At 71.1% G+C, this 21,125-nt stretch carries 19 protein-coding genes and 2 pseudogenes; 12 read left to right on the forward strand and 9 right to left on the reverse strand.

What is annotated here, in order from left to right; all coding sequences use genetic code 11:
* The 4 genes and pseudogenes from JAO81_RS42575 to JAO81_RS19415 form a co-directional block, all read left to right on the forward strand.
* A pseudogene (locus JAO81_RS42575) lies at positions 1–440 on the forward strand (phosphatase PAP2 family protein); the annotation flags it as partial.
* Positions 437–1,372, forward strand: a complete 936-nt coding sequence (locus JAO81_RS19405) for a decaprenyl-phosphate phosphoribosyltransferase (RefSeq protein WP_199549144.1) — start codon at positions 437–439, stop codon at positions 1,370–1,372. The pseudogene JAO81_RS42575 and the gene JAO81_RS19405, both read left to right, overlap by 4 nt.
* A 62-nt stretch (positions 1,373–1,434) precedes the next feature.
* A pseudogene (locus tag JAO81_RS19410) lies at positions 1,435–1,859 on the forward strand (GtrA family protein).
* The gene (locus JAO81_RS19415; protein ID WP_199549145.1) at positions 1,847–2,767 is read left to right on the forward strand and encodes a YihY/virulence factor BrkB family protein; all 921 of its coding nucleotides are present in this window, start codon (positions 1,847–1,849) and stop codon (positions 2,765–2,767) included. The pseudogene JAO81_RS19410 and the gene JAO81_RS19415 overlap by 13 nt, the downstream one beginning before the upstream one ends.
* Here JAO81_RS19415 and JAO81_RS19420 read toward each other — a convergent pair.
* Entirely contained in the window at positions 2,715–3,962 is a 1,248-nt protein-coding gene (locus tag JAO81_RS19420; RefSeq protein ID WP_307813490.1) for a D-alanyl-D-alanine carboxypeptidase, read from the reverse strand. The two genes, JAO81_RS19415 and JAO81_RS19420, sit on opposite strands and share 53 nt — an antisense overlap.
* 148 nt (positions 3,963–4,110) lie before the next feature.
* Between JAO81_RS19420 and JAO81_RS42580 the strand changes: the two genes are divergently transcribed.
* The 3 genes from JAO81_RS42580 (at position 4,111) to JAO81_RS19430 (ending at position 6,546) form a co-directional block, all read left to right on the forward strand.
* On the forward strand, positions 4,111–4,353 hold the full coding sequence (locus JAO81_RS42580) for an SCO4848 family membrane protein (protein ID WP_233415610.1): 243 nt from the start codon (positions 4,111–4,113) through the stop codon (positions 4,351–4,353).
* A 36-nt stretch (positions 4,354–4,389) separates the two neighbouring features.
* The gene (locus tag JAO81_RS19425) at positions 4,390–5,772 is read left to right on the forward strand and encodes a metallophosphoesterase (RefSeq protein WP_199549147.1); all 1,383 of its coding nucleotides are present in this window, start codon (positions 4,390–4,392) and stop codon (positions 5,770–5,772) included.
* Positions 5,773–6,123: 351 nt separating this feature from the next.
* On the forward strand, positions 6,124–6,546 hold the full coding sequence (locus JAO81_RS19430; protein ID WP_199549205.1) for an ATP-binding protein: 423 nt from the start codon (positions 6,124–6,126) through the stop codon (positions 6,544–6,546).
* A gap of 151 nt (positions 6,547–6,697) precedes the next feature.
* Here JAO81_RS19430 and JAO81_RS19435 read toward each other — a convergent pair whose 3' ends face one another.
* Together JAO81_RS19435 and JAO81_RS19440 are read right to left on the reverse strand one after the other, a co-directional pair.
* A complete protein-coding gene (locus tag JAO81_RS19435) occupies positions 6,698–8,098 on the reverse strand; it encodes a HAMP domain-containing sensor histidine kinase (RefSeq protein ID WP_199549206.1) in 1,401 nt (466 codons plus the stop codon).
* A gap of 83 nt (positions 8,099–8,181) precedes the next feature.
* Positions 8,182–8,907 carry a response regulator transcription factor gene (locus tag JAO81_RS19440; protein ID WP_199549148.1) on the reverse strand — a complete coding sequence of 242 codons (726 nt, stop codon included), beginning with the start codon at positions 8,905–8,907 and terminating at the stop codon, positions 8,182–8,184.
* Positions 8,908–9,084: 177 nt separating this feature from the next.
* On the opposite strand from JAO81_RS19440, the gene JAO81_RS19445 reads away from it, so the two are divergent.
* Positions 9,085–11,538 carry an MMPL family transporter gene (locus tag JAO81_RS19445; RefSeq protein ID WP_199549207.1) on the forward strand — a complete coding sequence of 818 codons (2,454 nt, stop codon included), beginning with the start codon at positions 9,085–9,087 and terminating at the stop codon, positions 11,536–11,538.
* Positions 11,539–11,596: 58 nt separating this feature from the next.
* Here JAO81_RS19445 and JAO81_RS19450 read toward each other — a convergent pair whose 3' ends face one another.
* Positions 11,597–12,841 carry an MFS transporter gene (locus JAO81_RS19450; protein ID WP_199549149.1) on the reverse strand — a complete coding sequence of 415 codons (1,245 nt, stop codon included), beginning with the start codon at positions 12,839–12,841 and terminating at the stop codon, positions 11,597–11,599.
* Between the two features lie 88 nt (positions 12,842–12,929).
* Between JAO81_RS19450 and JAO81_RS19455 the strand changes: the two genes are divergently transcribed.
* The 3 genes from JAO81_RS19455 (at position 12,930) to JAO81_RS19465 (ending at position 16,408) form a co-directional block, all read left to right on the forward strand.
* On the forward strand, positions 12,930–13,463 hold the full coding sequence (locus JAO81_RS19455) for a MarR family winged helix-turn-helix transcriptional regulator (protein ID WP_199549150.1): 534 nt from the start codon (positions 12,930–12,932) through the stop codon (positions 13,461–13,463).
* Positions 13,464–13,535: 72 nt separating this feature from the next.
* A complete protein-coding gene (locus JAO81_RS19460; protein ID WP_199549151.1) occupies positions 13,536–13,928 on the forward strand; it encodes a hypothetical protein in 393 nt (130 codons plus the stop codon).
* Positions 13,928–16,408 (forward strand): DUF4132 domain-containing protein, encoded by a 2,481-nt coding sequence (locus JAO81_RS19465; RefSeq protein WP_233415611.1) that lies wholly within the window; start codon positions 13,928–13,930, stop codon positions 16,406–16,408. The genes JAO81_RS19460 and JAO81_RS19465 overlap by 1 nt, the downstream gene beginning before the upstream one ends.
* A 30-nt stretch (positions 16,409–16,438) precedes the next feature.
* On the opposite strand, the gene JAO81_RS19470 is transcribed toward JAO81_RS19465, so the two are convergent.
* From JAO81_RS19470 to JAO81_RS19485, 4 genes are all read right to left on the reverse strand, one after another.
* Positions 16,439–16,618: a hypothetical protein gene (locus JAO81_RS19470; RefSeq protein WP_199549152.1), complete on the reverse strand. Its 180-nt coding sequence runs from the start codon at positions 16,616–16,618 to the stop codon at positions 16,439–16,441.
* A 45-nt stretch (positions 16,619–16,663) separates the two neighbouring features.
* On the reverse strand, positions 16,664–17,491 hold the full coding sequence (locus tag JAO81_RS19475) for a TetR family transcriptional regulator (protein WP_374194317.1): 828 nt from the start codon (positions 17,489–17,491) through the stop codon (positions 16,664–16,666).
* 47 nt (positions 17,492–17,538) lie between these two features.
* Complete coding sequence (locus JAO81_RS19480) at positions 17,539–18,018, reverse strand: DCC1-like thiol-disulfide oxidoreductase family protein (RefSeq protein WP_307813491.1); 480 nt, start codon at positions 18,016–18,018, stop codon at positions 17,539–17,541.
* Positions 18,019–18,108: 90 nt separating this feature from the next.
* A complete protein-coding gene (locus JAO81_RS19485) occupies positions 18,109–18,534 on the reverse strand; it encodes a hypothetical protein (RefSeq protein ID WP_199549154.1) in 426 nt (141 codons plus the stop codon).
* 212 nt (positions 18,535–18,746) lie between these two features.
* Here JAO81_RS19485 and JAO81_RS19490 point away from each other — a divergent pair, with 212 nt between their 5' ends.
* Complete coding sequence (locus JAO81_RS19490; RefSeq protein WP_199549155.1) at positions 18,747–20,627, forward strand: hypothetical protein; 1,881 nt, start codon at positions 18,747–18,749, stop codon at positions 20,625–20,627.
* 36 nt (positions 20,628–20,663) lie between these two features.
* On the opposite strand, the gene JAO81_RS19495 is transcribed toward JAO81_RS19490, so the two are convergent.
* Complete coding sequence (locus JAO81_RS19495) at positions 20,664–21,056, reverse strand: VOC family protein (protein ID WP_165336107.1); 393 nt, start codon at positions 21,054–21,056, stop codon at positions 20,664–20,666.
* Positions 21,057–21,125 lie beyond the last annotated feature (69 nt).

Genomic DNA, 21,125 nt, shown 5'->3' on the forward strand with positions numbered 1-21,125 from the left:
GCCCCCGGGGCCGCCCCCCCGGACAGGGGGGGGCGCGGCGCCTGCCGGCGCGGCACCGCGCTGACGGGGGGCGCGCCCCTGGCCAGCATGGGCGTCAAGCGCCTGGTGCGCAGGCCGCGTCCGGATGCCGAGCCGCTGGTGCGCACCGCGGGCCGGCACTCCTTCCCCAGCTCGCACGCCACCTCGGCCGCCGCGGCGGCCGGCGCCTACGGCGCACTGCGCCCCGCGGGCGCCCGTCTCGTACCGCCGCTGGCCGCCGCGAGGTGCGGCTCGCGGATGGTCGGCGGCGGGGACTGCACTACCCGAGCGATGTGGCCGCCGGCGCCGCACTCGGCGCGCTCACCGCGCGCCTCGGCACGTCGTGGATGCAAGGAGCCGGCGCGGCCGGCCGTACACAAGGGGCCGGCTCGGCCGCCCGTACGCAAGGAGCCGGCGAATGACCCTCCTGGAACAGCACCAGCGCTCAGCACCGCCGCGCCGCCCCGGCCCCATCAGCCTGCCGCTCGGCCTCCTCAAGACCGCCCGGCCCCGCCAGTGGGTCAAGAACGTCCTGGTCGTCGCGGCCCCCGCCGCCGCTGGTGAACTCTTCACGCGCCAGACGGCCGTCCAACTGGTCCTTGTCTTCTGCCTGTTCACCGCCGCCGCGTCCGCCGTCTACCTGATCAACGACGCCCGCGACGCCGAGGCCGACCGCGCCCACCCCGACAAGTGCCGCCGCCCGGTGGCCGCCGGACAGGTACCGGTCCCGGTCGCGTACGCGGTCGGCGGACTGCTCGCGATCCTCGCGCCCGCCGCCGCGGCCTTCCTGTGCACCCCGATGACCTCGGCGCTGCTCACCGGCTACGTCGGCATGCAACTCGCGTACTGCATCAGCCTGAAGCACGTCCTCGTGGTCGACCTGGTCGTCGTCACCACGGGCTTCCTGATGCGCGCGATGATCGGCGGTGTCGCGCTCGACATCCCGCTCTCGCGTTGGTTCCTGATCACCACGGGCTTCGGCGCGCTGTTCATGGTCTCGGCCAAGCGCTACTCGGAGTCCGTGCGGATGGCGGACGCCGACGGCGAACTGGGCGCCACCCGCGCCCTGCTCACCGAATACACCACCGGCTATCTGCGCTTCGTCTGGCAGCTCGCGGCCGGCGTCGCCGTCCTCGCGTACTGCCTGTGGGCCATGGAGGAAGGCGGCACCGGGCTGCTGCCCTGGCGTCAGCTGTCGATGGTGGCGTTCATCCTCGCCATCCTGCGCTACGCCGTCTTCGCCGACCGCGGCACCGCCGGCGCCCCCGAGGACGTGGTCCTGCGCGACAAGCCGCTCGCGCTCATCGCCCTTGTCTGGGTGGGGATGTACGGGCTCGCGGTGGCCGACCTGTGAGCACCTCGGCGCCACCCCGGCCGCGCACCAAAGGGCCCGAACTGCGCACCCGGCTGCGCGCCATGGGCCCCGAACTGCTCGGCTTCGCCGCCGCCGGGATCTGCGCGTACGCCGCCGACCTCGGCCTGTTCATCTGGCTGCGCGGACCGATGGGCTGGGACCCGCTGACCGCCAAGGCGCTCTCGTTCGTGGCCGGTTGCTCGGTGGCGTACGCGGGCAACGCGCTCGGCACGTACCGCCGCCGCACCCCGGGTGTCTCCCGGATGCGGCAGTACGCGATCTTCTTCGCGGTCAACATCGCGGGCGCCCTGGTCCAGCTGCTCTGCCTGGCGATCTCCCACTACGGGCTCGGCCTCACGTCCCAGCGCGCCGACACCGTCTCCGGCGCGGGTGTGGGCATGGCCCTGGCGACTGTCCTGCGCTTTTGGGGTACCCGCACCCTGGTGTTCCGTACGCAGAAGGTGGCCTGAGGAAATGGACTGGCTGAAGAAACTGCCCGTCGTCGGGCCGCTCGTGGAACGCCTGATGGCCACCCATGCCTACCGCTCGTACGAGACGCTCGACCGGGCGCACTGGGCGCGGCTGGCGGGTGCGATGACCTTCAACAGTTTCCTCGCGCTCTTCCCGCTGCTCACGCTCCTCGCGGCGGTCGCCGCCGCGACCCTCTCCACGCGGCAGCAGCAGGACCTCCAGGACAAGATCAGCGATCAGATCCCGGGGATCTCCGAGCAGTTGGACATCCACGAGCTGGTCTCCAACGCGGGCACGGTCGGCGTGATCGCGGGCGTCCTGCTCCTGGTCACCGGCGTGAGCTGGGTCGGCTCGATAAGGGACTGTCTGCGCGCGGTCTGGGGCAAGGAGGACCTGGACGAGAACCCGGTCGTCGCCAAGCTCAAGGACGCCGGCATCCTGGCCGGCCTCGGCCTGACCGGTCTGCTCTCGCTCGCCGCCTCCGCCGTCGGCTCCACCGCCGCGGTCTGGCTGACGCGGGCCGTGGGTCTGGAGGACCAGAGCTGGATCGGCGGGCTGCTGCTCGTGGTCGTGTTCGGGTTCGCGGTGCTCGCGGACTTCCTGATCCTGCTGTACCTGCTGACGCTGCTGCCCGGAGTGCAGCCGCCCCGGCGCCGTCTGTTCGTCGCCGCGCTGATCGGAGCGATCGGCTTCGAGCTGCTCAAGCTGCTGATCGGCGGCTATATGAAGGGAGTGGCCGCCAAGTCCATGTACGGGGCCTTCGGCGTCCCGGTCGCGCTGCTCCTGTGGATCAACTTCACCGCGAAACTGCTCCTGTTCTGCGCCGCCTGGACGGCGACGCAGAGCAAGAAGGCACCCGAGGGCACGCCGCTCAGCGGCGGGGAAGCCGCCGCACCAGGTCAGGCAGCGGCCAGCGGCGGTTGACCACGAACACACCCGCACCGATCAGCGCGAGCACACCGCCGGTGACCGCGAGCGCGATCCCCACGCCGCTTGAGCCCTCCTCGGCGGTGGTCCCGGTGCTCGACGCAGAGCCCTCCGCCTTCCCCTTCTCGGGGGCCGCGGCGCCCTTGTTGCCGGAGCCCTCCGCGCTGCGCGGCCGGACCAGCTCACCGACCGGGGTCACCTTGTCCGCGGCCTTGAAGCCCCAGTCGAAGAGCCGGGCGGTCTCCTGGTAGACGGCGTTCTGCTCGTCGGAGTCGGGGTTCATCACGGTCACGAGCAACACCTTGTCGCCGCGCTCCGCGACACCGGTGAAGGTGGCGCCGGCGTGCGTGGTGTTGCCGTTCTTGACGCCCGCGATGCCCTTGTACGGGTTGAGGCCGTAGTCGCCGGTCATCAGGCGGTTGGTGTTCTGAATCTCGAAGCTCTCGCGCTTCTTGCCCTTGCCCTCGCCCGGGAAGTCCGCGGTCGCCGTCGCCGCGTACTCGCGGAAGTCGGCCTTCTGCAGCCCGGAGCGGGCGAACAGCGTCAGGTCGTACGCGGAGGACACCTGGCCCTCGGCGTCGTAACCGTCCGGGCTGACCACGTTCGTGTCGAGGGCCTGCAGTTCCTCGGCGTGGGTCTGCATGTCGGCGACGGCCTTGTCGACACCGCCGTACATCGACGACAGAACATGCACCGCGTCGTTGCCCGACCTGAGGAACACGCCGAGCCACAGGTCGTGCACCGAGTAGGTGTGGTCCTCCTTGACGCCCACCAGGCTGGAGCCCGCGCCGACGTCCGCGAGGTCGGCGTCCTTGACCTTGTAGACCTGGTCCTTGGGCAGCTTCGGCAGCACCGTGTCCGCGAAGAGCATCTTCAGCGTGGACGCGGGCGGCAGCCGCCAGTGCGCGTTGTGCGAGGCGAGGACCTCGCCGGACTCGGCGTCCGCGACGATCCACGAACGCCCCGTCAGATCCTTGGGCAGCACCGGCGCGCCCGGACCGAGATTGACCTGGGTGCCCGCCTTGCCGAGCTGAGCGCCGCCGACCGTGGACATGTTGGCGGGCGGCTTGGCCTTGTCGTCCTTCTTGCCGGGCTTGTCGTCCGCCACGGCCGGAGCGATGGGAAATGTGGCAAGCGCGGTCATCAAGCTGGCGCATACGACCGTTAGTACGGTCTTCTTCATGGCAGGCACGGTCGAGAACGTACAGGGCGTAGCTGTACGAGCGCGTACCGAGGCCCCCTGTGTCTGGCCGGGATCACTCGGACCACCCCTCCCCGAGCACTTCGTGCGGGGGATACCCCACGACCGGTCCCGAAGGGAGGACGGCGATACTGGGCGTATGAAGCTCAGCCGTCCGGTCTCCTGGTTCCTGCTCGCCTTCGGGGTGTGGTCGTGGATCATCTGGGTCACTTTCGTCAAGAATCTCGTCAAGGACGGAAGCGGTCTCGCGTTCGACGACGCGGGTGACCCGACCGGATACTTCTGGGTCCATCTGCTGCTCGCCGTGGTGTCCTTTGCCTTGGGGACGGTCGTAGGGGTCATCGGGTTCCGTGGTGTGCGCGCATTGCGCCGCACGTCATAGCGGCCCGCAGCGGGGAATCGACAGGGAGCAGCAGCGGTGATCGTCCTCTTCGTGCTGGCGGGTCTCGCCGCCTTTTCCGCCCTTCTCGGGCTGCACTACTACTTGTGGCGCCGCTTGGTGCGCGATACGACCACGCCCGGGTCCACGGCCCGCAAGGCGGGGACGGCGGCGCTCGTCACGGCGCTGGTCCTGATGGTCGCGGCGTTCGCGGGGGCGCGGGCGGGGCTCCCCTTCGGGCTGCAGCAGGTGGTCGCCTGGCCCGGGTATCTGTGGATGGCCCTGTTCATCTATCTGACGCTGTCGCTCCTGGTGGGCGAGGCGGTCCGGCCGCTGCTTCTGCGGTGGCTGCGGAAGCGGGATGCGGCGGCGGAGCCTGGGCCGGCTCCGGCTCCGGTTCCGGCTGAGGAGACTTCGGTCGTACGGGAGCCTGTGGGCGTCGGCGGCGAGGGCAGCGGGGCCGGCGGGGCCGGCGGGGCTCAGGAGTCCGAGGGCGCGGGTGTTGCGGAGGCGTTGTCAGTGGGCGCCGATAGGGTCGAAGAGGGCTCGGCCCCCGGGCGGGAGGGGTCTGTCCGGGCCACGTCGCCCCTCGCCACCCCCACCCGCCGCCTCTTCGTCTCCCGCATCATCGGCGGAGCCGCGGCGACCGCCGCGGTCGCGACCGTCGGGTACGGGACGTACGGCGTGCTGCGCGGGCCCAGGCTCAAGCACCTCACCGTGCCGCTGGCCAAGCTGCCGCGCGGCGCGCACGGCTTCCGTATCGCCGTCGTCAGCGACATTCACCTCGGGCCGGTGCTCGGACGCGCCCACACCCAGCGCATTGTCGACACCATCAACTCCACGCAGGCCGATCTGGTCGCCGTCGTGGGCGATCTCGTCGACGGCAGCGTGGCGGACCTCGGCCCGGCCGCCGAACCCCTCGCCCAACTGCGCTCGCGCCACGGCTCGTTCTTCGTCACCGGCAACCATGAGTATTTCTCCGGCGCGCAGCAGTGGGTCGACCACGTACGTGAACTCGGTCTGCACCCGCTGGAGAACGCCCGTGTCGAGATCGAAGGCTTCGATCTCGCGGGCGTCAACGACGTGGCCGGCGAGAGCGAAGGTCAGGGCCCGGACTTCGTGAAGGCGCTCGGCGACCGCGACCGCTCGCGGGCCTCGGTGCTGCTCGCGCATCAGCCGGTGGTCATCCATGACGCCGTCGAACACGGCGTCGACCTCCAGCTTTCCGGCCATACGCACGGTGGCCAGATGTGGCCCGGCAACCTGATCGCCGATCTCGCCAACCCCACGCTCGCCGGTCTGGAGAGCTACGGCGACACCCAGCTGTACGTCACGCGCGGTGCCGGGGCCTGGGGGCCGCCGGTGCGGGTGGGGGCGCCGTCGGACATCACGGTGGTCACGCTGGCCTCGAAGCAGACCTGAGCCGCACGCCCGCCGCGCGGCGGAGCTGAGTGTGGCGTTCGGGTTCGCGGCGGAGCTGAGTGTCGCGCTCGCCTCCGCGGCCGACTCGAGCGTCGTGCTCGCCTCCGCGGCCGGCCTGTACGCGCGGGCGGTTTTCGGCCAGGAAGATGGGTGTCGTTGCGCGCCACTTGGCCGGAACCATACGAGTTGGACGGGTGACTTGGGCCGCTCGCCCCGCTCTGGCCGTGTCCGCTGGCATAGGCCTGATGGCCAAAAGGGGCCGTCACCACAACTGACCGGTGACAACTCCGCCCGCACAGCGCAGCATCTTGTGCGGATCCCGTGCGTGCAGGGTGGCCGGAGGTGGAGGAAGTGTTACGGCGCCATGCGTTCCGGTTGCCCCGGCACCCGGCGTCCGTAGGCCTCGCCCGGCTGCGGGTCCGCGACCATCTGGCCGCCTGGGGGCACAGCGGCGAGGAGGGGGCGGTGGCCGACACGATCCTGCTCGTCTCGGAACTCGCCACGAACGTGGTGCGCCACGGCCCGGTCCTCGAGCGCGAGTTCGAGGTCGCGGTGACGGTCCTCGCGGACGGCTCCTGCCTGATCGAGGTCTCGGACGAGTCCCCCGCGGAACCGGTCCTGCGCATCCAGGACGGCCCGTTCGCGGAGCACGGCCGAGGGATGCACCTGGTGGACTCGGTGGCGGAGACCTGGGGCGTGTGGCAGCGGGGGCGGTACGGCAAGACCGTGTGGGCGCTGGTGGCCACCGGGCCGCGAGAGCAGGGCCAGGACTGATCCACAGGGCTGACCCACAGGACCGACCCAGGGCCGACCCGCAGGACTGACCCACAGGACAGACCCAGGGCCGACCCACAGGACCGACCCAGGACCGATCCACAGACCAAGACCAAGACCAAGACCAAGACCAAGACCAAGACCCCAGGCCCTAGTTGTCGGATGCCGAACAGGGCGCGTGGGGCAGCTCGACCCGCACCGTGAGCCCCTCACCCGGCCTCGTGCGCACCGTCACCTCTCCACCGTGCGCCTGCACCACCCCCTGCACGATGGCCATGCCGAGTCCGCTTCCGGCGCCGGTTCCCGCGCGGAAGAAGCGGTCGAAAATGCGGGCCGCGTCCTCGGTGGCGAGACCGGGGCCCTCGTCGGCGACCGTGAGGTGGACCAGGCCGTTCGACCGGCCCGCCGAGACGCGCACCGCGGCCGAACCCGGCGTATGCGTCCGTACGTTGGCCAGCAGGTTGCCCACCACCTGACGCAGCCCCGTCTCGTCGGCGTGCACGAGCACCGCGCCGTCCGCCGACACCGCGACCGGACGCCCCGGCTCCTGCACCCGCAGGTCCTCCGCCGCCTCCCGCACCAGACGGCTCAGGTCCACCTCGCGGAAGACCAGTTCGGCCTGCTGGTCGAGGCGGGCGAGCGTCAGGAGCTCGTCGACGAGGCGGCTCATCCGGTCGGTCTCCGACCGCACCCGCCGCCCCGCCCGCTCCCGCTCGGCCGGCTCGCGGAGCATCCCCTTGTCGTACAGCTGGAGATAGCCGCGTATCGCCGAAAGGGGAGTACGCAGTTCATGGGAGGCGTCCGCGACGAAGCGGCGCAGCTGGGAGGCGCTGCGTTCGCGGGTCTCGAAGGCCGATTCGACCTGGTGCAGCATGGAGTTGAGGGCGAGACGGAGCTGTTCGATCTCCAGGACCGGGTCCTTGCGGGCCGGTACGCGCTGCGTGAGGTCGCCCTCCGCGATGGCGGACGCCGTCTCGACCATGTCCTCCAGGGGGCGCAGCCGGTGCCGCGCCCCGATCAGCGTGAGCACCCCGAGCAGCACCAACAGCCCGGCGCCCACGCCCAGATCGACCTTGAGGCTCTTGGTCACCCCCTCCCGTACGGCATCCGTGGACGTGGCCATCAGGACCACCGTGCCGTCCCCGAGCCGCGCGCCCACCGCCCGGAACTCGTCGCCGCCGAAGCGCACATCCCGTATGCCGCCGGACGCCGCGATGCCCCGGGGGTCGTCGACCGCCGCCGCGAGCTCCCGCTGCCGCGCGGTCGGCGGGATCCCCGCGAACATCAGCGGCTTCCCCTTGCCGTCCACCGCCACGAACACCGTCTCAGGGCGCGGCAGCGACCCGGCCGCGTCCGCGAGCAGCAGATCGTCCCGCAGCGAGCCGATGGCGCTGAGCGCGTCGATCTGCTCGCGGGTGAAGCCCGTGCGCTCCAACGCCGTACGCGACGACACCAGTTCGGAGTCGATACGGTCGAGCAGATAGTGCCGCATCGCCATGATGCTCACCGCGGTGGCCACCACGATGCCGAGTGCGAGCACGACCACGTTCATCACGGTGAGCTTGGCCCGCAGCGTCGCGAAGCCGTGGTGCAGCCGGCGCTGCCGGCCGGCCGCATGGACCGGCTTCAGTGACTTCACGCTTCCGCCAGTCCGTATCCCACCCCGCGCCGGGTGGTGATCGACGGCGGTCCCAGCGGGGCGAGTTTGCGCCGTAGATAGCTGATGTACGTCTCGACCACGGTCGACTCGGCCTGGTGCTCGTACTGCCATACGTGGCGCAGGAGCTGCTCCTTGGGGACGATGCGGCCGCCGTTGCGGACGAGGAAGCGAAGGAGCGCGTACTCGGTCGGGGTCAGCTGCACCTCCAGGAGCGAGCCATGGGCGCGGTCCGCGCGGCGCACGGTGTACGTCGTCTCGTCCAGCTCAAGGCCCGCGTACGTGAGCGGCGGGCGGGCCGGCAGCGCATCGGCCGGCCGGGTGCGGCGCAGCACGGCGGTGAGGCGGGCCACCACCTCGTCGATGTTGAACGGCTTGGTGATGTAGTCGTCGCCGAAGCCGAGCGCGCCGACGATCTCGGCGGGGGCGTCCCGCGCGGTCACGAACACCACGGCGGTCTCGGGGTGTTGCTCCCGCAGCTCACGCCCGAAGGCGCGCCCGTCGCCGTCCGGCAGCATCACATCGAGCAGCGCGGCGTCGAACCGGCGTTCCCCGATCCGGGCGCGTGCCTGCAGCAGACAGCTCGCCCAGACCACCTCGAACCCGTGATAGCGCAGCGCGATGGCGAGGACGTCGGCTATGGAGGGTTCGTCCTCGACCACCAGTACGACCGCGCCCCTGCCCACTTCCTCCCCGGCGTTCATGACCCAAGTATCCGTCGGCTCGTTGTACGAGGGACCGGGCCGAGCTTTGGAGTTCCTTGAGAGTCATGGGCGCGACGCACCACACACGCGTGGCGACCGCGATTCTGAGGCGTGGCCCAGGGGGACGACCTACCAGTTCCGATACAGACCGATGAAGGGGCAGGAATCGTGGCTGCATTGGCACGGTGGTGCTATCGGCACCGCCTGGTGGTCCTCGTGCTGTGGGTGGGAACTCTGCTCGGTGTCGGGGCCGCGGGTTCGCAGGCCGGCACGGATTACGCGAATGTCTTCAGCCTCCCGGACACCGACTCCAAGCGCGCGTACGACCTGATGACCGAGGCCTTCCCGCAGGCCGCCGGTGACACGGACACCGTGGTGTGGAAGGTCGACGAGGGTTCGGTGCGCGACGACGCCGTACGGGAGCGGCTCGAGCCCGCGCTGAAGGAGATCGGCGCGATGGCGGGCGTCGGGGAGGTCTCCTCCCCGTACACGGAGCAGGGCGCGACGCAGATCAGCCGTGACGGGCGCACCGCCTACGCGCAGGTGACCTTCGCCGAGCAGGCCAACGCCGTACCGAAGGCGCTGGTCGAGGACGTCGTCGAGACGGCGCAGGAAGCCGAGCGCGGCGGGCTCCAGGTGGAGCTGGGCGGGCAGGCGATCACGCGGACCCAGGAGCCGCCGACCGGGCTCGCCGAGATGGTGGGTATCGCGGCCGCCGCGATCGTGCTCTTCCTGGCGTTCGGCTCGCTCTTCGCGATGCTGCTCCCGATCATCACGGCCGTCTTCGGCGTAGGCATGGGCATGATGGGCACCTCGCTGCTCAGCCACGTCACCGACGTCCCCGAAGTCGCCCCGCTGCTCGGCTCGTTGATCGGGCTCGGCGTCGGCATCGACTACGCGCTGTTCATCGTGACCCGGCACCGGCGCGGCATCCAGCGCGGCCTCGACCCCGAGGAGTCGGCGGTCACCGCGCTCAACACGTCGGGGCGCGCGGTGCTGTTCGCGGGCGGCACGGTGTGCATCGCGCTCGCCGGCATGCTCGTGATGAACATGCGCTTCCTCGACGGCGTGGTCATCGGCACCTCCCTGACCGTGGTGATGAGCGTGCTCGCCGCGACCACGCTGCTTCCCGCGATGCTCGGGGTGCTCGGTCCGAAGGTGCTCAGCAGGCGGCAGCGGCGCAAACTGGCCGCGAACGGGCCGGAGTCCGACGAGGTGACCGGGGCGGCCGCGCGCTGGTCCGGGTTCGTGCAGAAGCGGCCGCGGTCGATCGCGTTCCTGGCCGTGGTGGTCATGGCGGCGCTCGCGATCCCGGTCCTGTCCCTGCGCCTGGGCGCCACCGACCAGGGCAACCACCAGGAGTCCACCACCACACGCCAGGCGTACGACCTGCTGGCGGAAGGTTTCGGCCCGGGCTTCAACGGGCCGCTGCAGCTGGTCAGTCAGGGCGGCGACACGGGTCTCCTGGAACGCGTGGAGGACACCGAGGGGGTCGCCGCGGCTGTTCAGCTGCCGGTGCCGGCCGGCTCGGACATCTCGGTGATCCAGGTCGTCCCGACCACCTCGCCGCAGTCCGTCGAGACGGACGAACTGATCGACCGGCTGCGCGACGACGTGATTGTGGCGGCGGGCACGGAAACCCATGTAGGCGGTGTCACGGCCGTGTTCAAGGACTTCGCGGCCGTCACGGGCGAACGGATCCCGCTCTTCGTCGGCGCGATCATCGGCCTCGGTTTCCTGCTCCTGCTGATCGCGTTCCGCTCGCTCGTGGTGCCGTTGACGGCGGCGGTGATGAACCTCGTCGCGGCGGCCGCGTCCTTCGGCGTCCTGGTGGCGGTCTTCCAGTGGGGCTGGGGCGCGGAGGCGCTCGGCCTCGGCAAGGAAGGCCCGATCACCGCCTTCCTGCCCGTCATCATGCTCTCGCTCCTCTTCGGCCTCTCCATGGACTACCAGGTCTTCCTGGTCAGCCGGATGCACGAGGAATGGGTGCATACGAAGGACAACGCGCGTGCGGTACGGGTCGGTCTCGCCGAGACCAGCCGGGTCATCAACTCCGCCGCCCTGATCATGATCTGTGTGTTCTCCGCGTTCGTCCTCAGCGGCGACATGGAGGGCGCGATGGCGGGCATCGGGCTCGCGGCGGCGGTCGCGCTCGACGCGTTCATCCTGCGTACGGCGCTCGTCCCGGCCGCGATGCATCTGCTCGGGCGGTCCAACTGGTGGCTGCCGGACTGGCTGGAGAAGCGGCTGCCGCATCTGGCGGTGGAACCCAAGGAGGACGTGCCAACGCCCGTGAAGGCCGTGGAGTCCGTGAACTCAGTGGAGTCGGCGGTTCCCGCCCAGCGCACCGGCGGCGCCTCCGCCGTCCACGGCTTCCTGCGCACCCCCGACGGCGAGGCGGTCGCGGACGCGGTGCTCACCCTCGTCTCGCGCGGCGGCCGCCAGCTCGACCGCGTCGACTCGCTCGCCGACGGCTCGTACATCCTGGCCGCCCCCGGCCCCGGCTCGTACCTCCTCGCCGTGACCGCGACCGGGTTCGCTCCCCGCGCGCGGCACGTCATGATCGGCGAGGATCCCCTCGTATACGACGTGGAGCTGGCCTGGGAGGAACAGGTGGACGCGGTCAACTGACCGTCTGAGGGGCTTGGGGACGCGGCCAACAGACCATCTGCGGAACAGGTGAACGCCGTCAACTGACCGTCTGCGGAACAGGTTTGGCCTGCGGTGTACGGGCGCGGAAATCCCGTACGCCGGGGACCAGGGCCGTCCCCGCACAGGCCACCGCGACCACCGCGCCCGCGATCCACAGCGGCGCCTCGGGCCCCCACAAACCGGCGGCGAGCGGGGCGAGGGCGTAGCCGAGCGGCATCGCGCCGAGCGAGAGCAGCCAGTCGTACGAGACCACGCGGGCCAGGGTCTGCTCGGGGATGGCCTGCTGCACCGCCGTCTCCCAGACCGGGTTGAGGAAACCGAGCCCGGCCTGCGCGATCCCGTACGCGCCGATGACCAGCGCGGCGGGCGCGCCCGCCGCGAAGAGCATGAGCGGCAGGGCATACGTGGCCAGGCCCAGGTTGGCCGTCAGGATCGGCCGCCGTGGCCGAGCCCGCACGGCGACCAGCGAGCCGAGCAGCAGCCCGCCGGCGCCGACCTGGAGCAGCACCACCCAGGCGGTCGGGCCGCCGAACTCGCGGGCCGCGAGGCCGGGTCCGATCGTCATCAGGACGGCCGCTGCGCCGTTCCAGGCGGAGTGGCCGATGAGGCTGGTCCAGTACCAGTCGCGGCGGCGCACCTCCTGCCAGCCCTGCACCAGGTCCTTGCGCAGGGAGCGGCGCTCCACCGGGACCTTGCGCACCCGTGTGAAGACGAGCAGCAGCGCACTGACGGCGAAGGAGGCGCCGTCGAGGACGAACGCGAGCCCGGGCCCCGCGAGGAGGATGAGCAGTCCCGCGAGCGCCGGGCCGCCGAACCGCGCCGAGCTGCGCACGATCCCGAACAGGGCGTTGGCGCGGTGGAGTTGGTCCTGCTGGACCGTCCCGGTGATCAGCGGCGCCTCGGTCGGCATGGCGAACGCGGAGGCCGCACCGCCGATCGCCTCGGCGAGCGCGATCTGCCACAAGTGCGGGTCTCCCGCGAGCAGTTCGAACCCGACGAACAGCTGACTCGCGGCCCTGGTCGTATCGGTGATCAGGGCGACCGTCCGGGCGTGGAACCAGTCGCCCGCCACCCCGCCGAAGGGCAGCAGCGCCAGCTTGGGCACCATTGCGCAGGCGAGCACGATCGCCATCGCGGAGGGGGAGCCGCTGATCTCCAGTACGGCGAGCGCGAGCGCGGTGGGGATCACCGCGTCGCCGATGAGGGAGAGGGAGCGACCGGCGAAGAAGAGACGGAAGTTGAGGGTGCGCAGAGGATGCGGACGTGCGGCAGGAAGCGGCATGATCACCAATATATTTCGTTACCGAATTATTCGTCAACGAAATATTTGGCACCGAAGGAAACCGCTTCTTTGGGCGTACGCTTCCGGCATGGAGCGTGAGCGGGATGAGCAGGGCGAGCAGGACTGGACCGATGGGCACGTGGCGCGGTGGAAGCCCGTCCTGCCCGAGCTCGACCCCGATGTCGAGGGCGCGGTGACGCGGATGAAGAAGCTCTCCGTGCATCTGATGCGGGTGCGCGAGCAGTCCCTGGTCGACTTCGCCCTGGACCGCCAGGAGTTCGACACCCTGCACAAACTGGCCGGCCGCTCGGGCCGCGCGACGCCCTCGGAGCTGGCGGCGGACCTCGACCTCCGGCCCGCGTCGGTGACCGGCCGCCTCGACGGCCTGGAGAAGCGCGGCCTCATCCGCCGTACGCAGTCGAAGAGCGACCGCCGCCGGGTCGACGTCGAGCTCACCGAGGACGGCCGGGCGACGTGGCTGGGCGCGATGGACATGCTCGGCGACGAGGAGTCCCGGCTGCTCGGGGTGCTGTCCAAGCGGGAACTGGCCCAGCTCTCGGACATGCTGCGGCGGATCATGGTGGAGGCGGAACGCGACGGCGGGGCGCACTGGAAGGCCTGAGCCTCGGCGTCCGGCGGCCGCAACTGGGCTGGTGGGGGCCGTTGTCAGTGCCGCCCTCTAATCTCCGTGGGCATGGGGAGACTGACGTTCGTCGATGAGACGACTGCGGGGGAGCGCGCCGAGGCGTGGGGGATCGAGATCACCGAGGAGCGGCTGACGCTGCGCGAGGTGATCCGGCGCCGCGTGTTCCAGGAGGTCGCGGAGTACCACGCCGCGGCGCCCGGGGTGTTCCGCGGGCTCGTCCAGCCGACGGACACGGAGCGCACGCTGAACGGGTACGCGCTGAGGACACCGCGACGGATCGACCCGGAGCGGCAGTTCGAGCGCGCGGTGGAGGCGTTCGGGCGGAACGGGTTCCTGGTCCTGATCGGGGACCGGCAGGTGGAGGAGCTGGACGAGGAGATCGAGCTGCGGCTCGGGGTCGAGGTCACGTTCCTGAAGCTCGTGCCGCTGGTGGGTGGCTGATGCTGCCGTATGTACGGGAGCAGGTGCGGCAGGTCCGTCAGCTCATCGCCGACGACAATATGGGTGAGCTCTCCGCGCACCTCGTCAAGCTCGCGGGGGCGCTCGACAACCGCTGGGACGGCGACGCTGCCGAGCTTCTCGACGTGGTGCGGGCGCTGCCCGAGGGGAGCAGACGGCGCCTTGCCAAGTCCTGGGCGGACAGATACGAGCACGGTGGTGACGGCCCCATCGTGCGGAGCCACATCGCCACACTCGCTGCCGTCGTCAGCCGGGACCTGCCCGACAACTTGGTGATGTCGCTTGCGCGGATCAAGCGCCTTCAGGAGTACGCGGAGATGCACTCCACCTGGTCGAGCGCGGAGCTCTCGTGTCTTGTGCGGGCCGAGCTGGACGCGGGCCGCGCCGTGCCCGATGCGGTGATCGCGACGATGCGCCGCTCGGCCCCGCAGGGCTATCCCGACAGGGAACTGAACCGGATCCTCGGCGAGTTGGAGGGCCCGGTACTCAACCCCGGCGAGGCCTGGTCCGACCAGGCGCTCTCGGATCTCGCCGACGCCGGCGAGCGCTGGCACGCTCTCGTGCGGCACGCGGCTGGTGCCACCAGTGCTCAGCCCTCCGCCAAGTGGGAGAAAGCCGCCCGGCAGAGACTGGACCGGTTGCCGCTCGACGAGGTGCGCACCCGCATCACCTCGTGGCTCGCTCTCGTGGGCCGACCCCGCACACAGCTCTTCACCGACGACCAGTACCGGCCCCACAACGAAGAGTTCGACCCGTACAACGCCGACGCCCTCCGCGGCCTCGCCTGGACCCTCTCCCTGCTGCCGGGGGACCGCGACACCGCCCGCGCGCTGGGCCGGGTCGCCGAGACCGCCCTGCGCAAGGTGCCGGGCCTCGGCCCCCGCAACCCCAAGGTCGCCAACGCCTGCGTCGTCGCGCTCACCCGCTCGGAAGGCGGAGCCGCCCTCGCCGAACTGGCCCGGCTCGCCACGCGCGTCACGTACAAGGGGACGCTGAAGATCATCAACAGTGGGCTCGACCAGCGGGCGAAAGCCCTCGGCCTCACGCGTGAGGAGATCGAGGAGCTCGCCGTCCCGGCGTACGGACTCACGGAGGTCGGCCGAAGCGAACACCGACTGGGCGACTGCGCCGCAGAGTTGACGATCACCGGATCGAAAACCACCCTCACCTGGCGCAACGCCACCGGCAAAGCGGTCAAGGCCCCGCCCGCCCAGGTCAAGCGCGACCACCCCGACGAGCTCAAGGAGCTCAAGGCCGCCGCCAAGGACATCGACAAGATGCTCGGCGCGCAGGCCGAGCGGCTCGACCGGCAGTTCCTGGCGCGCCGCGTCTGGCCGTACGAGAAGTGGCGCACCCACTACCTCGACCACCCCCTCGTCGGCACCCTCGCCCGCCGCCTCCTGTGGACCGTCGACGGACAGGCGGTCGGGTACGCGGACGGCGAGCTGCGCACGCTCACGGACGAGCCGATGCACCCGGGCCCCGACGCCGAAGTGCGGCTCTGGCACCCGATCCACCACGAGCCCGCCCAGATCGTCGCCTGGCGCGACTGGCTCGAACGGCACGCCATCACCCAGCCGTTCAAGCAGGCCCACCGCGAGGTGTACCTGCTGACGGACGCCGAGCGGACCACGGGCACGTACTCCAACCGCTTCGCCGCCCACATCCTGCGCCAGCACCAGTTCCACGCGCTCGCGGCCGTGCGGGGCTGGCGCAACAAGCTGCGCCTGTGCGTCGACGACGAGGCCCCGCCCGCTGTACGCGAACTGCCTCAGTGGGGCCTGCGCGCCGAGTACTGGATCGAGGGCGTGGGCGACAACTACGGCGTGGACACCACCGAATCCGGCAGCTATCTCCGGCTGGGCACCGACCAGGTCCGCTTCTATCCGCTGGACGCACCGGAGAACTCGGCACACTGCTACGGCGGCGAGTACCGCATGTGGCTGCGCGGCGGCCAGGACCCTGTCGATCCGCTGCCGCTCACCGACATACCGCCCCTCGCGCTGAGCGAAGTCCTGCGCGACGTCGACCTGTTCGTCGGTGTGGCCAGCGTCGGCAACGATCCGACCTGGCAGGACGGCGGACCCGAGGGCCGCTTCCAGGAGTACTGGACCTCGTACGGCTTCGGTGAGCTGGGCGCGAGCGCCGAGACCCGCCGCGCGCTGCTCACCCGTCTGATACCGAGGCTGGCGATCGCGGACCGGTGCACGCTCGAGGGCCGGTTCCTGCACGTCAAGGGCGAGTTGCACACGTACAAGATCCATCTGGGGTCCGGGAACATCCTGCGCACCCCGAACGACCAGTACCTGTGCATCGTCCCCAAGGGCACATCAGGGGCAGCCGACCCCGGCGGCTATCTGCCCTTCGAGGGCGACCGGGTCCTGTCGGTGATCCTCAGCAAGGCGATGCTGCTCGCGAAGGACACGGAGATCACCGACCCGACGATCACCAGTCAGCTCTGAGCTCCGGGCCGCGGCTGAGCCGTCGCCCTGTCACGTGCTCATGATGAGGAAGAACAGGCCGAGGGTGAGCGGTGCGCTCAAGAGACCCACGGCGATGGTCCAGCCGACGCTCGCGCCGGACACCCGGGCGATTCCGGCGCAAAGCGCGCCTATCGCCCCCAGGACCGCAAGGACCACAAGCAGGAACACAAACGCGGCGACGAACAGCATCGAGATGACCTTTCAGTTGGGCCTGGAGCCGGCCCTCTGATCGGGTCAGCCGGTGGCGGTACCGGACTTGCCACCCGGGGCGGTCTCGTCCGTCATCCCGGGCAGAAAGTCCACGAACAGTTCATGGACCTCGCGCACCAGCGGCCGCAGGACCCGGAACCGGGCCAGCGCCACCCCACGCGTGGTGAGCTTCGCGCCCCGATCCGCGAGCCGGTAGCAGCGCTCGCGGCCGGGGGAGCGGTCGAACACCCAGTACAGGACCAGGCCCATCTGGGAGAGCCAGAGCATCTCCGGGAGGATGTCCTTGAGTTCGTCGGGGATCTTCGCCTTCGACCCGGCGAGCAATTCGCGGTGCACGGCGATCGCGGCCTCGCGCGCATGCGCCGACTCGGCCGAGAAGGGGCTGAGCGGGGAGTCGGGGTCGGCGGCGTTCTTGAAGAACTGCGCGGCGAACTCGTGGTACGGCTCCGCGATGTCCAGCCACGCCCGCAGCACCCCGGAGAGCCGCGCCTGCAGATCCGTCTCGCGGTCGAGCACCGGCCGTACGGCGGCCTGGTGCTCGGCGGCGATCCGGTCGTAGAAGCCCTGGATCAGGTGCTCCTTGCCGGCGAAGTAGTAGTACGCGTTGCCGACGGAGACCCCCGCCTCCTTGGCGATCGCCCGCATCGTGGTCTTGTCGTAACCACGCTCCTGGAAGAGCCGCATCGCGGTCTCCAGAATCAGCGTCCGCGTCTGCTCACTCTTGGGCGCGGACCCCGACTCCTTCTCCGACCCGGACTCCTTCGCGGCCCCCGACTCCTTCGCGGTCCCCGGGTCCTGCGCTGCGGACCCCGACTCGTTGGGCGCGGGCCCCGGCTCCGACGACACGTTCACGCTCACTTTCCCTGCTGGCACGCTGGCACGTGGCACTGTCCCCGAGCCTAACCAGTCGGACAGCGTCCCGGGTCACAAGCCTCCGGCCCGGCATACGACCAGCCGTGCTGCGGGTGGTACGTCCACCCGTCGGCCCGCCGGTACACACCCCCTCCCCAGCCCTCGGGCCGCCGCTGCCCCTCGCGGTACTTGGCCGCGGCGAGCAGCACCGCCCGCGCGAACCGGGCCCCCGAATGCGAGGCGACCCGGTGCGCCATCGGCCGGTGCTCGGCCAGCGCCCACAGACAGACGACCCAGGCCGCGGGCCCCTGGTAGACCTGACCGCCGTCCCCCACGACGGTGATCTCGTCCAGCGTCCGCCCGTGATCGATCCCCGGGAAGCGCCGCCGCGCCTCCTGCGATCCGGCGGGTACGAGATCCAGCGGCACCAACTGCCGCTGCTTCACCAGCCAGTTCCGCAGATGCGTGCACAGCGGGCACTCCGCGTCGTACAGGACGGTCAGCCGGCGGACCGGGGTGTACGCCACACCCCGGCCCCCCTGCTCCGGAGCACTGCCCCGGCCCCCCTGCTCCGGAGCAACGCCCCGGCCCCCCGTTCCCTGAACGGTCCCCATCGTTCAGGCCCCCGTGGGTGCCGCCCACGCACCCTGGCTGCCGCTGAACCCCTGCGGCGGTACGGGCGGGACCTGCTCGCGCTCCATGATTCCCCGGCGCCGGATCTTGTTCAGGACCCAGACATTGCCGAGGTGCATGACCCCGAGCACGAGCAGCACCACCCCGAGCTTCACCGACAGCGCCTCGAAGATCCCCCGCGCGTCGGTGATCAGGTTGTCCGCGTTCAGGTAGAGCGCGACGAACCCGAGATTGACGAGATAGAAGCCCACGACGAGCAGATGGTTCACGGCGTCCGCGAGCTTCTCGTTCCCCCGCAGTACGTCGCTGAGGAAGATCCGGCCGTTACGGCTCAGTGTGCGGGCGACCCAGATGGTCAGCCCGATGCTGATGGCCAGGTACACGACATACGCGACGACTGTGAGGTCCATGATCCCTCGATCCCCTGTGGTTTCCGGGCGCACGCAGACCGTGGCCCGAAGGCCCCGAACGCTTCCTTGAACGCGTTCAAAACCTTGTGGGCATGACTGTAGCGCTTGTTTTGAACACGTTCAAGGTGGGGTCGCGGGCGTACGGAAGGAACCCTTCGCCCACCAACCGGCGTCCCCGGCACGGGACATGCGGCGCTACGGGGAGGCGGCACATGAAGCACTGGTTACGGCGCGATCCGCCCAGCGGCCCGACGCCGCCCACCCCGGGGCCACGCACTCCGGGGCCACTGACCCCGCTCCCGTTCGCCGCGCTGCTCGGCGCCGTCGTGGCGCTCTCCTGTCTGGCCGTGTTCCTGCCCGTGCCCGACGGCTGGAGCGGGGACTTCGGCTCCGCCCACTGGATGACCCGTGTCTTCGCCGCGGCGACCGTCGCGGCCCTCGCCGCCGGCCTCGGCTCCCGGGACGGATCCGTGGCGGCCGGCCTCACGGCCACGCTCGGCGCGGTCTTCGGCCTCGGCGAGTATCTGAGCGATGAACCGTCCGGCCGCGCCCCGGCCCCGCTCGCCGCCTGCCTGTGCTGCACGGCGGCGGCCCTGCTGTGCGTCCCGCTGATCCGGCGCACCCGCCCGTGGCTCACCGTGCGGGACCGCGCCCTGCGCCGCCGAGTCCGCCGACTCGGCGCGCTGCTGCTCGTGGGCGCCTGCCTGGGCGGCCTGTTCGGCTCGGGCGCGCTGCTGTTCGCGTACGACCTGCGCACGGAGTACGGCCCGAAGCCGCCGCGTACCGAGTCCGCGACCGTGCCGGACGGCGAGCGGGACGCCGGTGCGGCCGATGACCGCGCCGAGCTGCCGAAGGCGCTGAAGGCCGCCTGGCACCGCGAGTTCCGCAGTCCGGTGGGCCTCAGCGTCTGCGGCAACGGGAAGCGGGAGGAAGGCGAGCGCTTCCGGGGCACCCTGGTCGCCCTCGAGCCCGCGCGGCCGGGTGCGGCGGTCGTCGGGCTCGACGCCGCGACCGGCGGCGAGCGCTGGCGCTTCACCGTGCGCGACCCCGAAGGCGTGGCGCAGGTGGCCGTGAGCGAGGGCTGCGCGGTCATGGTGATCCACGGGCGGTGGCTCACCGCCATCGACTCGTACGACGGGTCGGTCCGCGGACGTTCCGCACTGCCGGGGCTCGGGCTGTTCGAGCGGCTGCCGGACCGCTGGCGGTTCCTCACGGCCGCCGCGTACGGCGATGATCCGCCGCCCGTCGTCCCGGTGCCCCGGGCCGAACTGGCCTATGTGAGCAGCCAGGAGAGCGGTGTGCTCGCGGTGGACCGTACGGATGCCTCGATCGTCGGGCGGGCGCGGAGCCGGGGCGCGTACTGCCGGTATCTGGTGGATCACAGCAGCCCGCACGACGAGGGTTCGCTGCTGATCGCCAACTGTGCCGAAGGGCAACTCGGCTTGGTGGACCTGCCCGACCTGCCGACGTCGGACCCGTCCGGGCCGCCGTTGCTGTTCGGCAGCCGCCCCGAGCTCACGATCCCGCCGCCACCCGGCTGCGAGTACCTGGACCGGGCGACCGCCGTGGACTTCACGCACCGCCGTGTCGTCGCCGTGGCGGACGCCTGCGGCAAGGGCCGTACGTGGGTGGGCGAGATCGGTCTCGCATACGGCCGGGACCTTCCCGTGCACTGGACCTCGGTCCCCGGGGAGTCCGGCGGGTATCCGGGCGTCATGACCGGCCTGGCCGGTGTGCACCTCGTGCCGGCGCCCGACGGGATCTGGCTGATCGGCGGCGACGGCAGGAAGGAGCGGGCTCTGTACCGTCTGGGCCAGGGGGAGTCGGCCGCGGCGCTCGTCGAGGTGGAGCCGCGGTTCGCTACCGAGGCCGAGTCGTACTTCCTCGTCCTGACCGACTCGGGCCGGCTGCATCTCCTGCGTCACGAGCGCGCGCAGGCGCCAACCGGCACCCGGCTGGTCGGGCAAGGTGACTTCGCGGCGCCCCGGACGCCCTGTTCAAGGGGCGGGACCTTGTTGTACGACCGGTCTTCGGGCACCGTGCTCGTCGTGTGCACGGGCCCGACCCCGAGCGTCCGGACCCTGCGGCCCTGACCCCGAGCGTCCGGTCCCTGCGACCCTGAGCGCCGCTCAGACGCGCCCCAGGCCCGGCCGCTTCGAGTAGTCCGTGAACCCCACGACGTTCCCCCAGGGATCGGCCAGTTCGACCGTCCAGCCCGTCGACACCGAGAACGGCGGATCGGGGACGAGGCCCGCCGAGGTCAGCTCCACGGCGGCCTTACGGGCGTCCGGGACCTCCAGCCAGACCCGTGCCGTCCAGTCGCCGGCCGGGCGGTGCGCGAGTCCGTCCTCCTGGCGAAGGAGCAGACCGGGCGTCTCCTCGCCGACCTTGAGCCCGGCGATCCCGGCCTCGTCGAGACGGAAGGCGAGCGGGAAACCGGCCCGTTCGTAGAAGTCCACGGCCTCGGCGATGTCGCCGACGGGGAAGAGGACGTTGTCGAAGCCGAGCAAGTCGAGTGACATACCGTCAGATTAAGCACATGGGCCCCGGGTCCCGCGGGAAAGGGGGCCCCGTACGCGGTCGGGGGAGGA

This window comes from Streptomyces sp. N35 (assembly GCF_016464295.1).
Lineage (GTDB): Bacteria > Actinomycetota > Actinomycetes > Streptomycetales > Streptomycetaceae > Streptomyces.

What these genes read in the sequence shown, in the direction of transcription:
- JAO81_RS19435 (WP_199549206.1), bottom strand. Translation starts at nt 8,098, where the DNA reads ATGAACGTGGTCGTGCTCGCACTCGGCATCGTGGTGGCCACCGCGGTG.
- JAO81_RS19465 (WP_233415611.1), top strand. Translation starts at nt 13,928, where the DNA reads ATGCTGCCGTATGTACGGGAGCAGGTGCGGCAGGTCCGTCAGCTCATC.
- JAO81_RS19440 (WP_199549148.1), bottom strand. Translation starts at nt 8,907, where the DNA reads ATGAACGCCGGGGAGGAAGTGGGCAGGGGCGCGGTCGTACTGGTGGTC.
- JAO81_RS42580 (WP_233415610.1), top strand. Translation starts at nt 4,111, where the DNA reads ATGAAGCTCAGCCGTCCGGTCTCCTGGTTCCTGCTCGCCTTCGGGGTG.
- JAO81_RS19405 (WP_199549144.1), top strand. Translation starts at nt 437, where the DNA reads ATGACCCTCCTGGAACAGCACCAGCGCTCAGCACCGCCGCGCCGCCCC.
- JAO81_RS19490 (WP_199549155.1), top strand. Translation starts at nt 18,747, where the DNA reads ATGAAGCACTGGTTACGGCGCGATCCGCCCAGCGGCCCGACGCCGCCC.
- JAO81_RS19485 (WP_199549154.1), bottom strand. Translation starts at nt 18,534, where the DNA reads ATGGACCTCACAGTCGTCGCGTATGTCGTGTACCTGGCCATCAGCATC.
- JAO81_RS19450 (WP_199549149.1), bottom strand. Translation starts at nt 12,841, where the DNA reads ATGCCGCTTCCTGCCGCACGTCCGCATCCTCTGCGCACCCTCAACTTC.
- JAO81_RS19470 (WP_199549152.1), bottom strand. Translation starts at nt 16,618, where the DNA reads ATGCTGTTCGTCGCCGCGTTTGTGTTCCTGCTTGTGGTCCTTGCGGTC.
- JAO81_RS19415 (WP_199549145.1), top strand. Translation starts at nt 1,847, where the DNA reads ATGGACTGGCTGAAGAAACTGCCCGTCGTCGGGCCGCTCGTGGAACGC.
- JAO81_RS19455 (WP_199549150.1), top strand. Translation starts at nt 12,930, where the DNA reads ATGGAGCGTGAGCGGGATGAGCAGGGCGAGCAGGACTGGACCGATGGG.
- JAO81_RS19495 (WP_165336107.1), bottom strand. Translation starts at nt 21,056, where the DNA reads ATGTCACTCGACTTGCTCGGCTTCGACAACGTCCTCTTCCCCGTCGGC.
- JAO81_RS19460 (WP_199549151.1), top strand. Translation starts at nt 13,536, where the DNA reads ATGGGGAGACTGACGTTCGTCGATGAGACGACTGCGGGGGAGCGCGCC.